Genomic DNA, 14,529 nt, shown 5'->3' on the forward strand with positions numbered 1-14,529 from the left:
AGCGACCGCCAGGATAGATCGGCGCTGGGCGGAGGTTCAGGCTGGAAAAAACCACGCTACGAAATGGTGCTGCTGGGGAGGATTGAACTCCCGACCTCAGCCTTACCAAGGATGCGCTCTACCACTGAGCTACAGCAGCACACCATTTCGTAGACGACAGCGAAGCGGGACAAAAACGGCTGCCCGCTCGCAAGGCCTGCGCCTATGCGCAGGCCCCGAGGCTTTGTCAACCCTCGCAAGCCTTGCCAAATCGCCGATCCTGACGATAAGCGCATGAGATCATGGCAGACACCCCGACACCGCCCCCCGCACAGTCTCAGCCGCGGACCGATGAGGAACGCAAGGCGCGGCTTGCCGCGAATCTGCGCGCCAACCTGAAGCGTCGCAAGGCGCAGGCCCGCGCGATGGACGATCCCCGGGCCTAACCGATTCGCTCAGGCGCGTGCGAAAAACTGCAGGTGGACCAGCCGTCCGGTCTCGGCGCTCGCCCCGAACCCATCGGCGGAGTTGTGGAACAGCCAGGGGCTGAACAGGATCAGCCGGTTGAACCGCATCGGCACCCGCATCACCCGCTCCCATCGTGCCGGCAGCAGCGTGTCACGGTTGACGACATCCTCGACCAAGGCGTTAATGTCGTCATAACCGCTCTGCGCCAGACCCAGCGGATCGGTGGGCACCTTCTCCAGCCCCGTGCGCTTGTGGCGGAAGAAATCGGTGCCGCCACGCGCGTCCTCGTTGCGGCTGAGATACAATATGCCCGAATAGAAGCACGGATCGATATGCACCCCGCTCACCCCGCGGTCGCCCTTCAGCGTCAGGCGGCAATGCCTGTGGCTGGTGCCGGGCTGGGGCGCCAGCGGCACACCGATGATTCGCGACACCGCCTCTTCGAGTCCGGTAACCGCGAGCGGCGCGGCTGACAGCGTACCGGGGTAATTGCCCTTGCGGCTGGCAGGGTCATACGCCAGCGCCAGTGCGGCGGCACGCGCCGCGTGCGGATCGGCCAGAAAATCGTCAACGATCAGGAGCGAGGGCAACATGATGCCGGGCATAACCGCTGATCGGCTCGCGCGCCAGACCCGCGCTAGGCCAGCAAAGAGGGCACGGCGGTTGCGCTTGGGATCGCCCGCGCTACACACATCGGCCATGGACATGCAGCCATCCCAAGCGCGCACATGCGCATCCTGATCATCGGTGCAGGCATTGCCGGGCTTGCCGCCGCGCTCGCGCTGGTGCGCAAGGGGCATGAGATTCAGCTGATCGAGCGCGCCGACACGCTGGGCGAGGTCGGCGCGGGGCTGCAGCTTGGCCCCAATGCCATGCGGGTGCTTGGGGCGCTGGGTGTGGCCGAGGCCGTGACCGCAGCGGGACACTGCCCGCAGGCGATCACACTGCGCGATGGCCGGACCGCGCGGCCGATCCTCACCGTTCCATTGGGCGATTCCGCGCTTCGCCGCTGGGGCGCGCGTTACGTCGCGCTGCATCGTGCCGATCTGGTTGCGATCCTGGGTGCGGCGCTGGAGGCGGCGCAGCCCGGTGCGCTGGTCACCGGCCGTACGGTGGACCAGATCGATGCCGATACCGCGACCGTCGTTACCTCGGACGGTCAAACCATGAACGCCGACCTGATCATCGGCGCAGACGGGATCCATTCGCGCGTCCGCACCGCATTGTTCGGAGCAGACACCGCGCGCTTTACCGGGCACGTCGCCTGGCGCGCGCTGATAGCGGTGGCGAAGGACGATCCGGCTGCACCGCCTGCGGGAGTCGGTGCCTGGCTGGGGCCGCGCCGTCATGCGGTGACCTATCGGGTGCGGCCCGGCCTGATCAATTTCGTTGGCGTTACCGAGCAGACCGACTGGCGCGAGGAAGGCTGGAACCTGCCCGGCGACCCCGCCCGGCTCCGTGCCGACTTTGCCGGATGGGACGCGATCACCCGCCTGCTCGCCCGGGCCGAGCAGCCGCTGCGCTGGGGACTGCATGATCGCAAGCCGATGCGCGCCTGGCACAGGGGTCGCGCGGTGCTGATCGGCGATGCCTGCCACCCGATGCTGCCGTTCCTGGCGCAGGGCGCAGCGATGGGGATCGAGGATGGCTTTGCGCTGGGTGAGCTGCTGCCGATCGCAGGCGACAGCGCGGCGATCGAGGCGGCGCTCGCGCGGTTCTTTGTGCTGCGCCAGCCGCGGACGGCAAGGGTACAGGCGAACGCGCGCGCCAATGGCGTCGATTTTCACGAAGGCAATCCGCTCGCCACGCTGGCAATGCGGCTGCCGCTGGGCCGCGCAGCGGCGACCCGCCCCGATGCGGTGATGGCGCGCTGGGACTGGCTGTATGGCGGTGGCCCGCTGGTGCCCGCTCGGCCATAGCAGGCCCTGTCCTGCCCCCGTCTTGCCCCCGCCTTGCCCCCACCTTGCCTAGCCCGGCGCTTTCCCGCATAAGCGCCGCACGTCCAAGGCAATGGGGCAGGGCTGCGGGGAATGCATGGCCGATCAACCGATGATTTTCGTCCTCAACGGACCCAATCTCAACCTGCTGGGCCTGCGCGAGCCCGAAATCTATGGCTCGGACACGCTCGATGACATCGCCGATCGGCTGGATGACCGCGCGCAGGCGCTGGGGCTTGCCATCGATATGCGCCAGTCGAACCACGAAGGCCATCTGATCGACTGGCTGCACGAGGCGCAGGCGAGCGGAGCCAAAGCGGTGCTGCTCAACGCGGGCGCTTTCACCCACACCTCGATAGCGCTGTATGATGCGATCCGGTCGATCACCACGCCGGTGATCGAGGTGCACCTTTCCAACCCGCATGCGCGCGAGGAATTCCGTCATACCTCGTGGGTGGGCCGGGCCGCAAAGGGCACGATTTCTGGCTTCGGCGCAGCATCTTATCTATTGGCGCTCGAGGCTGCAGCGCTGCTATGACCAGTTAACGGTTGTATTTGACGCCTCGGCGCGGGCATAGCCTTGTACTTCATTTTTCCGCGAGGCTGCCGAACACACGGCGCCCGCGAACAAGAACCATAAGGGCGCAGGAACACACAATGTCATCATCAAGCAGCAAAAGCGGCAATGCAAAACAGGGAGGCGGCATGAACATTGACAGCAAACTGGTACGCGAACTGGCAGAATTGCTGGGCGAAACCGGCCTTAGCGAAATCGAGGTCGAAGACGGCGATCGCAAGATCCGCGTAGCGCGCATGATCAGCGCCGCACCGGTGGCCAGCGTTGCCGTGGGACCGGCACCAGTGGCCACTGCCGCCGCTCCGGCGAGCGCGCCTGCCGCTGCTGCCGCTGCAGAACCTGCCGCGCCGTCCATGGCCAATGCGGTCAAGTCGCCGATGGTCGGCACCACCTATCTGGCGCCGGAGCCGGGCGCAGCGCCGTTCATCAGCGTGGGCGCCACGGTCAAGATCGGCGATCCGCTGCTGATCATCGAGGCGATGAAGGTCATGAACCCGATCACCGCCGAGCGCGCTGGCAAGGTCACCGCGATCCTGGTGGAAGACGGGCAGCCGGTCGAGTTCGACCAGCCGCTGGTCGTCATCGAGTAATATCCTCATGGCCATCAAGAAAATCCTGATCGCCAATCGCGGCGAAATCGCGCTGCGCATCCACCGCGCCGCGCACGAAATGGGCATCAAGACGGTGGCGGTGCACTCCACCGCCGATGCCGACGCGATGCACGTCCGGCTGGCGGACGAGGCGGTGTGCATCGGCCCGCCGCCTGCCGGCCAGAGCTATCTCAACATCGCCAACATCATTTCGGCAGCCGAGATCAGCCAGGCCGACGCGATCCACCCAGGCTATGGCTTCCTGTCGGAGAACGCCAAGTTCGCCGAGATCGTCGAGGCGCACAAGATCATCTGGATCGGCCCCAAGCCCGAGCATATCCGCACGATGGGCGACAAGGTCGAGGCCAAGCGCACCGCAGGCGCGCTGGGCATGCCTCTGGTTCCGGGCTCCGACGGCGCGATCAAGGACGTCCACGAGGCCAAGATCATCGCGGCATCGATCGGCTATCCGGTGCTGATCAAGGCAGCATCGGGCGGTGGCGGACGCGGTATGAAGGTGGTTCCATCCGAGGACCAGCTCGAAATACTGATGCAGCAAGCGGGCAACGAGGCCAAGTCGGCGTTCGGCGACGACACCGTCTATATGGAAAAATACCTCGGCAACCCGCGGCACATCGAGTTCCAGATTTTCGGCGACGGCAAGGGCAACGCGATCCATCTGGGCGAGCGTGACTGCTCGCTCCAGCGCCGCCACCAGAAGGTGCTCGAGGAAGCCCCCTCGCCCGTCATCACGCCTGAAGAGCGCGAGCGCATGGGCGGCGTGGTGTGCAAGGCGATGGCCGATATGGGCTATCGCGGCGCGGGCACGATCGAGTTCCTCTGGGAAAACGGCGAATTCTATTTCATCGAGATGAACACCCGCCTTCAGGTCGAGCATCCGGTGACCGAGGCGATCACCGGGGTCGATCTGGTGCGCGAGCAGATCCGCATCGCCGAGGGGCATCCGCTTTCGGTCAAACAGGAAGATGTCGAGTTTCGCGGCCACGCGATCGAATGCCGAATCAATGCCGAAGACCCGCGCACCTTTGCGCCGTCACCCGGGCTGGTCAGCTATTACCACCCGCCCGGCGGCATGCACGTCCGCGTCGATAGCGGGCTGTACGCCGGATACCGGATTCCGCCCTATTACGACAGCATGATCGCCAAGGTCATCGTCTATGGCCGCACCCGGCAGGGCTGCATCATGCGGCTGCGTCGTGCGCTCGAGGAGTTCGTGGTTCAGGGCGTCAAGACGACGATCCCGCTGCATCAGGAACTGCTCAAGCAGGACGATTTCCTGTCCGGCGACTACACCATCAAATGGCTCGAAGAGTGGCTGGCCGAACTCGATGCGCAGGATGCTGAGGGCAAAGCCTGACCTCAACGCGGCCACAGCCGCTATGCTGCACTGCACAATTTGTGATTGAATCGCCTTGGCGATTGGCCCATATTGGGCGGATGGATATGAACAAGACTGTGCTCGAGGCGATTGCGCTGCGCAAGTGCCTCGAGGCGACCTATAATCGCACCCGTATCAGGCTTGCGCCGCACATCCTCTACACGCGGCATGACCAGCTGTATCTGGATGGCGTGACGCTGGAGCGCGACGGCAAGCCCCCGCGCGAGATCAAGGTGGGTGCGTTCAAGCTCGATGGCCTGGGCGACCTCGCTTTGACCGACCGGATGTTCGATCCGCAGCCGGTGTTCAACCCCAACGAGGACCGTTACCAGGGCAACACCTTGTTCGCCGTGGAAATGGCCTGAGCGTTATTGCTTGAGGACGCTGAGCGACGCATTGTCGATCCTCAGGCTGAAGCGGCGCGGATGGCGTGTCGCATTTTCCCGGGCAGCCCAAGCTTGATCCTAAGCCTTGCGTGACGTGACGACAGCGCCGATTCGTCGGATTACCGCCCTGCCACCTTTTCGACCTCGACCATCACCCGCAACACGTTGCCGCTCCAGACCTTCTCGACTTCGGCCGGGGTCAGTCCGCGTGCGAGCAGCGCTTGAGTAATCTTGGGAATATCGGTGATCTGGGTCAGCCCGGCGACTCCGCCGCCGCCATCCCAGTCCGCGCCGATCCCGACATGATCGACCCCGAGCAGATCGATGCAGTGGAACACCGCAGCCATGTACCGGTCGAAATCGGATGCCGAACCCGGTTCCGCCAGATTGGCCTTGGCCCATTCCTTCATCAATGCGGCGCGCTCCGCTGGGGGCAGCGTATCGATTTCAGCCATTCGCGGACGCAGCGCGTCCACCCCTGGGCGCGGTAGATTGGGCGAGAGGAACAGGCTGTTGATCTGGATCACCCCGCCCTTGGCAGCCAGCGCCTTCAGCCGGTCATCGTCGAGATTGCGCGGATGATCATGCAACGCCTTGGGGCCCGAATGCGACAGGATGATCGGCGCCTTGGACAATGCGAGCATCTGGTCGAAACTGGTGTCCGAGGCGTGGCTGGCATCGATGATGATCCCCAGCCGGTTGGCCTCTTTCACCCAGGCCTTGCCCAGATCGCTGAGACCGCCATGCACCGGGTCGCCATTGGTCGAATCGGCCAATTGGTTGGTGCCGTTGTGCACCGGCCCCGCCATCCGCAGGCCGAGCTGGTAGAATGCCTCGAGGTTGGCGAGATCGGTTCCCAGCGGATAGCCGTTCTCCATCGACACATAGACGACCCGCTTGCCGCTGGCCGCGATCCGCGCCGCATCGGCAGCGGTGGTTGCCAGTGAAAAGCTTTCCGGCGTCGCGGCAACGAAATCGTGGATCTGGTGCAGCCGCTTGAGCGCATGTGCGAGCGCGCGGGCATAGCCGGTCGCGTCACTGGGCCCCTGCCCGGTGTAGATCACCCAGAACCCGCCATCGAGCCCGCCTTCGATCATCCGCGGCAGGTCAACCTGCGTGGTATCGTCGTGGACATCGTGCCGGTCGGTCATCGCCCATCCGGGCCGATCGAGATTGGCCGGACTGTCAAGATGGGTGTCAAGCGTCAGGATCCGCTCATGGACCGCGGCAGGATCTTGGTTGGCGGCGTCCTGGGCGGCAGGCGTGCTGGCAGGGGTCGTTTGCGCAACGGCGGATGATGCAGCGAGCGCCAGCGCGAGGACGCCCAATGAAGAAAATCGCAAATTCCTGTCTCCCTATCAGTCCGCCAAGGCACTAGCACGTTTCCGCCAGTCGGCTGCAAGTTGCGGCAGGTCGGCCAGCGCGCGAACCGCTTCGGGCTCGGCCCGGTGCTGCCCGCCGATCAACAACCGGAAAACGCGATCCACTGTCCAGGCCGCAGGTCCCGGATCGACCAGCCGCAGCACATCGCCGGTCTGCACCCGACCTGGCTCGAGCACCCGGTAGTAAAAGCCGCAGCGCGCGGTGCGAACGATGTCGGCCATCACCGATTGCTTGCCCGACACCCCGAAACGATGATCGACCTTCCAGCACGGCTGCCGGCCCTTGCTCAACTGGACAAGCGCCTCACCCATGCGAAACGTGTCGCCGATGCGGACATCGCTTTCGACCAGCCCGCGCGCCGAGATGTTCTCGCCGAACGCGCCGGGCTTCTGCAGCAGCTTGTGCCCATTCAGCCGCTGTTGCCAGTATGGATAATGATCGAACGGGTAATGGTGCACCGCCATATCAGGCCCGCCATGGTGGATCGTGTCGGCCACCGCATCGCCCTCGAACCCCAGCTCCCCCAGCATCACGGGCCCGGCGACAGGGTGACGCGCGATTGCGCTCATCGTGCCGTCTTCACGAAAAGGGCGGGGCCTGCCGGTGAGCAGCGCCAGTATACGGACCGTGTGCGAACCCATGCCGAAGCAAGCTAACCCGCGTGCCTGCTGCACGCAACGGGTTTCCGCGTACCGGCTGCGCAGGGGCTTAGGCGCTTAGGGGCCGATTTCAGCGCCCGGTTAAGGTGAGGGTCAGCCTTTTCCTGATACAACACATCATCACAACCGTCCTGTGCCGCGTGGTTGCCGACACGATTGCTCAGGCCATTTTCGAAAAAGGTCGACTATGGTCATGTCAATATTTGCAACTACTTCACCGCCTGCCCTGATGGCAGGCAGGTTCCAACGCTTGCCGTTGCTGCTTGCCGGTATAGCCATTGTCAGCCTGTTGCTGCCCATGGCGCAGGCCGAAGCCGCCGTTGTCGAACCCGTCCCGCAAACCCAAAGCATCGCCGTGCAAACCGGGCTCGAGCCCGCTGCGCAGCAACGCGACGGGCGCCGCGGTGGCGGTCAGTTCCGCGGCAATCGTGGCGGTGGCGGCCGCGAGTTTCGCGGACAGAACCGCAGCAATATCGGCAGCGCCCGGATTCAGAACCGCCAGCAGTTTCGCCAGGAGCGGCGCGGCGATCGCCAGCAGTTCCGCCAGGAACGCCGCGCGGACACCCGCGACTTCCGGCAGGAGCGCCGGGGCGATCGCCGGGATTTGCGCCAGGGCAATGTGACCCGGTCCGAATTTCGTGCCGACCGCAGGAACGACCGGCGCGACTTCCGCCAGGACCGGCGCGGGGACGTCCGTGATTTTCGTGCCGATCGTCGCAATGATCGCAGGGATTTCCGACAGGACCGGCGGTTCGACAACCGTGATTTCCGCAACGATCGACGTGGCTTTGCCAATCGCGGCTTTGATAACCGCAATTTTAACGGGCGCGGCTTCGACAACCGTCGCGGCGGCAACTGGAACCGTAACTGGCGCAACGACAGGCGCTACGATTGGTACGGCTATCGCAACCAGAACCGCAATTTCTATCGTGGAGGTCGCTATTTTGCACCGGTGCGCGGCTGGAACTATCGCCGACTGGGCATAGGCTTCACGCTGGGCGCGCCGTTCTTTGCCAGCAACTTCTGGATCAACGATCCCTGGGCCTATCGCCTGCCGCCCGCTTATGGCCAGTTCCGCTGGGTGCGCTATTATGGCGATGTGCTGCTGGTCGATATCTACACCGGCCGTGTCGTCGATGTGGTCAACGATTTCTTCTGGTGATGCCCCTGGCCTGAAGGCCCGGAATCCAAAAGATCCTGCATTCTGGCCCGTCGGAACGATCCGGCGGGCCTTTTGCTGATGGCAGGTCGGCCATCTGACCTTTGAACAACGCTATAAAGAGACGCGCCTGATACGAGTGCTTAACCGTCTGCCGATATCCCGAAACGATCATCAGGAGTTCGGCGATGAACAGTAGGTTCTCGGAATATCTGGCCAGATCGGGCTTTGCGCACCGGGCAAGCACAAAAGCCGATGGATCGGTTGTCTATCGACTTGCCGGCAAATCGAGGTCGGTCCTGCTCCCCGCCCGGGTCTGGCAGCAGATGGGTGAGGAATTCGCCGCAGCCCTCGCTCCTTCCCGTCGGCGCACGCGGCTGCTGTCGATTGCATTGTTTCCGGGAATTCTGATCTTTGCGATGACCGTGGGTCAGCTCATCCCCTTTGCCGGGGTCATGATCCTTGCCGGCATCCTGTGCGGACCGATTGCGATTTATCTGATGCATTCGCATGACGTCCAGAAGATCACCCGGTCGATAGAATCGCGGCTGGAGTGCTATCCCCAATGCCCCGATACGCCGCGTGACCCAGCCAGGCTCCCCCGTGGCGTAGAAATCGCCGGTCTTGTGGTGATCGGTCCGCATCTAGTGCTGGCGATCATCGGCGAGATCGGTGGGCCGGATACGTATCGCGGGACGCCTTTGTCGGGGATGGGCATTGGTCCGCTGCAAATGCTGGCGATGGGGCTTATCGGATTGCGCCTGCTGTGGCCAAAGCTGGGGCCGCGCCTGTCAGGCAGTCGATAAAGCGCGAAACTGCAACGCGTGTGCTTCCAACTTGACTTGCATGCTGCGCTCCGCACAACCATCGCGCATGATCGCAGATTATTTCCATCGCAGGCAATTGGCGCGGATCGGGCGTGAAGTTGGCGAGCGGCTTGAGGCCCACCCGTGCGTCCAGCGTATCAGCTTCGACGATGTCACCGTGCCGATGCAGGTCTATTGCTACCAGAATTTCCTTCACCATAGCGAATGCCGGGACCTGATCGGGATGATCGATGCCGATGCCGTTCCATCGGAACTCTATCGTTCCGACCGGGAGAACGACACCGCGTTCCGGACGAGCTACAGCTGCAACCTTGATCGCTGGCACCCTGATGTCCTGCGAATCGACGATCGCATCTGCGGCCTCACCGGAATCGATCCGCGTCGCGGCGAGACCCTGCAGGGCCAGCGCTATGCCAAGGGGCAGCAGTTCAAGCCGCACCATGACTATTTCCATACCGATCAGTCCTATTGGCAGAAAGAGCGCAATTCCGGCGGCCAGCGCAGCTGGACCGCGATGGTGTTCCTCAACGAACCCAAGGCGGGCGGCGAGACCGAGTTTCCGCAGCTCAGCTTCAAGATGATGCCGCGCACCGGCATGTTGCTGATCTGGAACAATATGGCGCCCGACGGTTCCCCCAATCCTTATCTATTGCACAGCGGCAACCCTGTGGTTGCTGGCACCAAGTACATCATTACCAAATGGTTCAGGCGCGGATTATGGCTGTGATCCGGACACCCCTTGAGCGGACGTGCTAGCTGCTCACATGAAGGTGCCAGCGCTCCCCGGGTCGCTATGGGGTGGCCCAGACGGACTGAAGGCGGCACGAGATCCCCGCAACATAAGCCGCCGACACTGGCGTGAAAGTGTTGTAATCACGAAAAATTTTATGATTTTCGGCAAATCGCGTGAACAAAATTCTTCATCTGGCGTTCATAAATTGGCTTGCCTACTTTTCAACCTGTGCAGTCCGTCTATATTGGCGGCTGCTTGAGGGCGAATGTCGCCGAGCAAAAGGAGAGTTCATGTCAAGATTGAATGCACTGCGCTATTCCGGCGCGTTTGCCGGTCTCGCGCTGCTGGCCGCCTGCTCGGGCGGCAGCGAAACCCCTGCAGCTGAAGACCAGACTGCAGCACCTGCAGCTGACGCTGCTGCCACACCGACGCCTGCTGCTGCCGAAGCACCGGCTGCGGACAACACCGATACGCTGGACGGCACGAAATATGCTGATTACACCGGCGTCGCTGCCGAAGGCGAGAAGGTCTTCATCCAGTGCAAGACCTGCCACGTCAAGGAAGCCGGCCAGAACCGCGTCGGTCCTTCGATGGCTGGTATCGTGGGCCGCGCTGCTGGGACCGTCGAAGGTTTCAACTATTCGGCTGCCAACAAGAACAGCGGCATCACCTGGAGCCCGGAAAAGCTGTTCCAGTATCTAGAAAAGCCGACCCGCGTCGTTCCGGGCACCAAGATGGTGTTCGCAGGCCTTCCCGATGCGCAGAAGCGCGCAGACGTGATCGCCTATTTGCAGCAGCCCTGATCGATTCGATCAAGGCATCTGCCGAATCACAAAAGGCCGTCCCTTGCGGGGCGGCCTTTTTTTGTGTTTGTGGCTAATCCGATTTCCGGCGAACGCCGGAATCCAGAGCGACTATAGCGCATTCTCCATCCTGGGCTCCGGCTTTCGCCGGAGAACGGAAGAAAGAATCAGGCCGCCACCGCCCGCCGTGCCAGCTCGCATTGCGACCAGATATCGCTCAGCGCGTGGATCAACTTGTCGATGTCGCCATCGGTGTGCACCGGTGAAGGCGTGATCCGCAGCCGCTCGGTGCCTTTGGGCACGGTGGGATAGTTGATCGGCTGCACATAGATGCCGTGGTTGTCCATCAGCCAGTCGCTGATCCGTTTGCACTTGTGTGGATCACCGACCATCACCGGGATGATATGGCTGGGATTGTCGAGATGGGTGATGCCCATCAGGTCGAGCCGGCGGCGAACCTTGGCGACGCGGTCCTGGTGGCGCGCGCGCTCCATCTGGCTGGTCTTGAGGTGACGCAGGCTGGCCGTAGCGCCGGCAGCCAGCGCAGGCGGCAGCGCAGTGGTGAAGATGAAGCCGCTGGCAAAGCTGCGCACGAAATCGCACAGCGCAGACGACGCCGCGATATAGCCGCCCATCACGCCGATCGCCTTGCCCAGCGTCCCTTCGATCACGGTGATCCGGTCCATCAGGCCTTCGCGCTCGGCGATGCCACCGCCGCGCGGGCCATACAGGCCGACCGCGTGGACTTCGTCGATATAGCTCATCGCGCCATGCTTTTCGCAGACATCGAGAATCTCGGCGATCGGGGCGATGTCGCCGTCCATCGAATAGACGCTTTCGAATGCGACCAATTTGGGCCGACCCGGCGCGATCCCGGCAAGCAGCCGGTCGAGATCGGCGGGATCATTGTGCTTGAACTTGAGGCATTCGGCGCGGCTGTGGCGGATGCCCTCGATCATCGAGGCATGGTTGCCCGCATCCGACAACACGACGCAGTTGGGCAGCTTGGCCGCCAGGGTGCCCAGGGCGGCCCAGTTGGAGACATAGCCCGAGGTGAACAGCAAGGCAGCTTCCTTGCCGTGCAGATCGGCCAGTTCGGCTTCCAGCACGACGTGGTGGTGGTTGGTGCCCGAGATGTTGCGGGTCCCGCCCGCGCCAGCGCCGCACTGATCGAGCGTTTCATGCATGGCGTTCAGCACATCGGAATGCTGGCCCATGCCGAGGTAGTCGTTCGAGCACCACACCGTGACCTCGTCGGTACCTTCTTCGGTGTAGCGTGTGGCGTGCGGAAAGCGGCCGCGATGGCGTTCCAGTTCAGCGAAGATGCGATAGCGTCCCTCGTCGCGGATCGTATCGATCTCGCTCTGGAAAAAGCCCTCATAATCCATAACCACTCTCCTTCTTCTTATCCTTGTCGGTTGCTGGGATTGCCCAGCGCCACAACGCACCGTCCCTGAACGGCAGTGCGAGAAACAGATGCTCGAGCGAACCTAGCGCTGCGAGAGTGAACACCAACGTGGCGCTGACGGCTGCAAAGCTGTCTGCCGGGGCAGAAAGAGCGCGCATGCCCAGATAAAGGGACAGCGCGAGCAACACCACAAGGCTGAAGGCCAGCGCGCCATGCAGGCGGCGCGGGCCGAAATAGGTTTTGAGGTATTCCAGGTGCCCCGGCATGATCTCGTCGCTCATGTTGGGAACGCCGACGAACAGGTTGAGCTTGGCTGACAGCCGCAGCGCAAATAGCAGCGTGAAGATCAGCGTACCGGTGGGGTTGGCGCTGTTCCAGGTGAGCGACACCAGGATGATCATCACCGCAGCGATCGCCAGCTCGTGGTAGATCAGTGTCGCCGCCGCATCCGAAAACCGGCGCCAGCCACGCGCGTGCGGATCGCTGACGGTGCGGCGGGGTCCTGCGACGATTCCGGTGAGGAAGGTCAGCTCAAGCCACCCCCAGATCACCAGTGCCGCGCCGAAGCTGACATAGGCGTCCATCGGGCTGGGACCTGCAGAGCCATGGCCATGCCCGACATAGACGATGACGCATAGGCAAATCCCGGCAGCAAAGCCCGCCCACGATATGCTGCGCGCGAAAGTGTCCTTGCCGCGGTTGGCGAGCCAGGCGACGACGCCCGTGCTGCCGAACCAGGCAAACAGCACCACCAGAGCGGGCAGGATATGGCCGTACAGGCTCATGCCGTTACCACGCCGGCTGCAGGCGGATGGTGGCAGGCAGGCTGTTGGGCTTGCCGGGCATGAAATACATCCGGGCAAAGGCGGTGCCCGCACCCAGCATGCCACCGGCACGCTGGATCAGGCCGCCAAGACCGCCCTTGGCCTTGCCTGCGGCGATCCGGTCCGATGCCAGACGCAGCTTTTCAAACTGCGCGCGCATCTTGGGGTTGTCGGTGTCGATTTCGACCGGGAAAACCTGACGGCTGATCGCGGTGGTGATGTCGAACACCTGGAAGTCGTAATCGGTCGGGTTGACCCCCAACGCGGCGTGAAACACCGGGCGGCTATGGTCGCGTACATACATGGTCGCATAGACCGACAGGATAAAGAACTTGATCCAGTAGACGTTTATTCCCTTGAGCAGCTTGGGGTCGGCGTGCATCAGCATGGCAAACGCTTCGCCATGGCGGAACTCGTCGTTGCACCATTGTTCGAACCAGTTGAAGATCGGGTGGAAGCGGTTTTCGGGGTGCTTTGCCAAATGCCGGTAGATCGCGATGTAGCGCGCATAGCCGATCTTTTCCGACAGATAGACCGCATACCAGATGAACTTGGGCTTGAAGTAGGTGTACTTCTTTGTCTTGGTTAGGAAGCTCAGATCGATGCCGATCGAAGCGTCCTTAAGGACCTCATTGATAAACCCGGCATGGCGGCTTTCATCGCGCGCGAGCAGCTTGAACAGCCGTTTCACATCGGGGTTCTTGGTGCGGCGCGCGATCTCGGCGTACAGGATGCAGCCGGAAAACTCGGACGTCAGCGAGCTGACAAGAAAATCTATGAATTCGCGGCGAAGCTCGGGCTCGAGATTGTCGATGATGCCGTCGAACGATTCGCTGCGCCGGAAATGCGCCTTGTTCGGGTCACCCTCCATATCGGCCATCAGCTGATCCCATTCGCGGCGCACCAGCGATACGTCGATCGCGTTCAGCGCGTCAAAATCGGTGGTGTAAAAGCGTGGAGAAAGCACGGTATCCTGCGTCGCCAGCACCATCGTATCGGGCACGTCCGCCCCAGCTGCTCCGCTTGCAGCTGCCGATTTAATCTTGGTCTGCATGTTCATCACACCACTCCCGTTGTCATCTGAACAGCGCTCACCACCGGCTGGTGGTGAAGCTTACCTCGTAAAGTTCCTTGAGCTCGCCCATCGCGGTCAGCTTGGTCCATGCGCGCATCAATGCACCTGCCGGCTGCACCGTCGCCATGCGCTGGATCAAAATTGACTCACCAAAGCCAACAATGATCGGCGCGCCATGCACCCGGACCTTGTCGCCCGGCTGGATCGCGATATCGCCGTCCAGCTCGACATGCGCATGAAAGTGCGCCTCGCTTTGCTCGACCGCAATACTGCAGCGCGTATCGAAGGCAGGCTCGCGGAACAGTCCCATCAGTTACACCTT

17 protein-coding genes and 1 tRNA gene are annotated in these 14,529 nt (G+C 62.8%); 10 read left to right on the top strand and 8 right to left on the bottom strand.

What is annotated here, in order from left to right; all coding sequences use genetic code 11:
* Window positions 1–64 precede the first annotated feature (64 nt).
* A tRNA-Thr gene (locus tag IEW00_RS02250) sits at window positions 65–139 on the bottom strand.
* A gap of 142 nt (window positions 140–281) precedes the next feature.
* On the opposite strand from IEW00_RS02250, the gene IEW00_RS02255 reads away from it, so the two are divergent.
* Window positions 282–425, top strand: a complete 144-nt coding sequence (locus IEW00_RS02255) for a hypothetical protein (protein WP_188512718.1) — start codon at window positions 282–284, stop codon at window positions 423–425.
* A gap of 9 nt (window positions 426–434) precedes the next feature.
* Here IEW00_RS02255 and IEW00_RS02260 read toward each other — a convergent pair whose 3' ends face one another.
* On the bottom strand, window positions 435–1,154 hold the full coding sequence (locus IEW00_RS02260) for a DUF6445 family protein (RefSeq protein WP_229736760.1): 720 nt from the start codon (window positions 1,152–1,154) through the stop codon (window positions 435–437).
* 21 nt (window positions 1,155–1,175) lie between these two features.
* Here IEW00_RS02260 and IEW00_RS02265 point away from each other — a divergent pair, with 21 nt between their 5' ends.
* The 5 genes from IEW00_RS02265 (at window position 1,176) to IEW00_RS02285 (ending at window position 5,315) form a co-directional block, all read left to right on the top strand.
* Window positions 1,176–2,366, top strand: a complete 1,191-nt coding sequence (locus IEW00_RS02265) for an FAD-dependent oxidoreductase (RefSeq protein ID WP_188512719.1) — start codon at window positions 1,176–1,178, stop codon at window positions 2,364–2,366.
* A gap of 115 nt (window positions 2,367–2,481) precedes the next feature.
* Entirely contained in the window at window positions 2,482–2,922 is a 441-nt protein-coding gene (aroQ, locus tag IEW00_RS02270; protein WP_188512720.1) for a type II 3-dehydroquinate dehydratase, read from the top strand.
* A 167-nt stretch (window positions 2,923–3,089) separates the two neighbouring features.
* The gene (gene accB, locus IEW00_RS02275; RefSeq protein WP_229736761.1) at window positions 3,090–3,551 is read left to right on the top strand and encodes an acetyl-CoA carboxylase biotin carboxyl carrier protein; all 462 of its coding nucleotides are present in this window, start codon (window positions 3,090–3,092) and stop codon (window positions 3,549–3,551) included.
* Between the two features lie 7 nt (window positions 3,552–3,558).
* Window positions 3,559–4,929 carry an acetyl-CoA carboxylase biotin carboxylase subunit gene (accC, locus tag IEW00_RS02280; protein WP_188512722.1) on the top strand — a complete coding sequence of 457 codons (1,371 nt, stop codon included), beginning with the start codon at window positions 3,559–3,561 and terminating at the stop codon, window positions 4,927–4,929.
* Window positions 4,930–5,009: 80 nt separating this feature from the next.
* Window positions 5,010–5,315 (top strand): WYL domain-containing protein, encoded by a 306-nt coding sequence (locus tag IEW00_RS02285; RefSeq protein ID WP_188512723.1) that lies wholly within the window; start codon window positions 5,010–5,012, stop codon window positions 5,313–5,315.
* A 140-nt stretch (window positions 5,316–5,455) separates the two neighbouring features.
* On the opposite strand, the gene IEW00_RS02290 is transcribed toward IEW00_RS02285, so the two are convergent.
* A complete protein-coding gene (locus IEW00_RS02290) occupies window positions 5,456–6,679 on the bottom strand; it encodes a dipeptidase (RefSeq protein WP_229736762.1) in 1,224 nt (407 codons plus the stop codon).
* Between the two features lie 15 nt (window positions 6,680–6,694).
* Window positions 6,695–7,360, bottom strand: coding sequence for an MOSC domain-containing protein (locus tag IEW00_RS02295; protein ID WP_188512724.1), 666 nt, complete (start codon window positions 7,358–7,360; stop codon window positions 6,695–6,697).
* Between the two features lie 247 nt (window positions 7,361–7,607).
* Between IEW00_RS02295 and IEW00_RS02300 the strand changes: the two genes are divergently transcribed.
* From IEW00_RS02300 to IEW00_RS02315, 4 genes are all read left to right on the top strand, one after another.
* Window positions 7,608–8,540 carry an RcnB family protein gene (locus IEW00_RS02300; RefSeq protein ID WP_188512725.1) on the top strand — a complete coding sequence of 311 codons (933 nt, stop codon included), beginning with the start codon at window positions 7,608–7,610 and terminating at the stop codon, window positions 8,538–8,540.
* A 185-nt stretch (window positions 8,541–8,725) separates the two neighbouring features.
* Window positions 8,726–9,343: a hypothetical protein gene (locus IEW00_RS02305; RefSeq protein ID WP_188512726.1), complete on the top strand. Its 618-nt coding sequence runs from the start codon at window positions 8,726–8,728 to the stop codon at window positions 9,341–9,343.
* Window positions 9,344–9,410: 67 nt separating this feature from the next.
* A complete protein-coding gene (locus tag IEW00_RS02310) occupies window positions 9,411–10,091 on the top strand; it encodes a prolyl hydroxylase family protein (protein ID WP_188512727.1) in 681 nt (226 codons plus the stop codon).
* A 296-nt stretch (window positions 10,092–10,387) separates the two neighbouring features.
* A complete protein-coding gene (locus IEW00_RS02315) occupies window positions 10,388–10,900 on the top strand; it encodes a c-type cytochrome (protein ID WP_373282555.1) in 513 nt (170 codons plus the stop codon).
* A gap of 167 nt (window positions 10,901–11,067) precedes the next feature.
* Here IEW00_RS02315 and hemA read toward each other — a convergent pair whose 3' ends face one another.
* From hemA to IEW00_RS02335, 4 genes are read right to left on the bottom strand one after another with little or no spacing between them, the layout of a single operon-like run.
* Window positions 11,068–12,288 carry a 5-aminolevulinate synthase gene (hemA, locus tag IEW00_RS02320; RefSeq protein WP_188512728.1) on the bottom strand — a complete coding sequence of 407 codons (1,221 nt, stop codon included), beginning with the start codon at window positions 12,286–12,288 and terminating at the stop codon, window positions 11,068–11,070.
* Window positions 12,278–13,093 (bottom strand): putative photosynthetic complex assembly protein PuhE, encoded by an 816-nt coding sequence (puhE, locus tag IEW00_RS02325; RefSeq protein WP_188512729.1) that lies wholly within the window; start codon window positions 13,091–13,093, stop codon window positions 12,278–12,280. Before puhE ends, hemA begins: the two co-directional genes overlap by 11 nt.
* A 4-nt stretch (window positions 13,094–13,097) precedes the next feature.
* Window positions 13,098–14,186 carry a magnesium-protoporphyrin IX monomethyl ester (oxidative) cyclase gene (gene acsF / locus IEW00_RS02330; protein WP_229736800.1) on the bottom strand — a complete coding sequence of 363 codons (1,089 nt, stop codon included), beginning with the start codon at window positions 14,184–14,186 and terminating at the stop codon, window positions 13,098–13,100.
* Between the two features lie 37 nt (window positions 14,187–14,223).
* Window positions 14,224–14,517 (bottom strand): O2-dependent cyclase accessory protein, encoded by a 294-nt coding sequence (locus IEW00_RS02335; protein WP_188512731.1) that lies wholly within the window; start codon window positions 14,515–14,517, stop codon window positions 14,224–14,226.
* Window positions 14,518–14,529 lie beyond the last annotated feature (12 nt).

Origin of the sequence: Blastomonas aquatica (genome assembly GCF_014639875.1) — a bacterium.
Classification (GTDB): domain Bacteria; phylum Pseudomonadota; class Alphaproteobacteria; order Sphingomonadales; family Sphingomonadaceae; genus Blastomonas; species Blastomonas aquatica.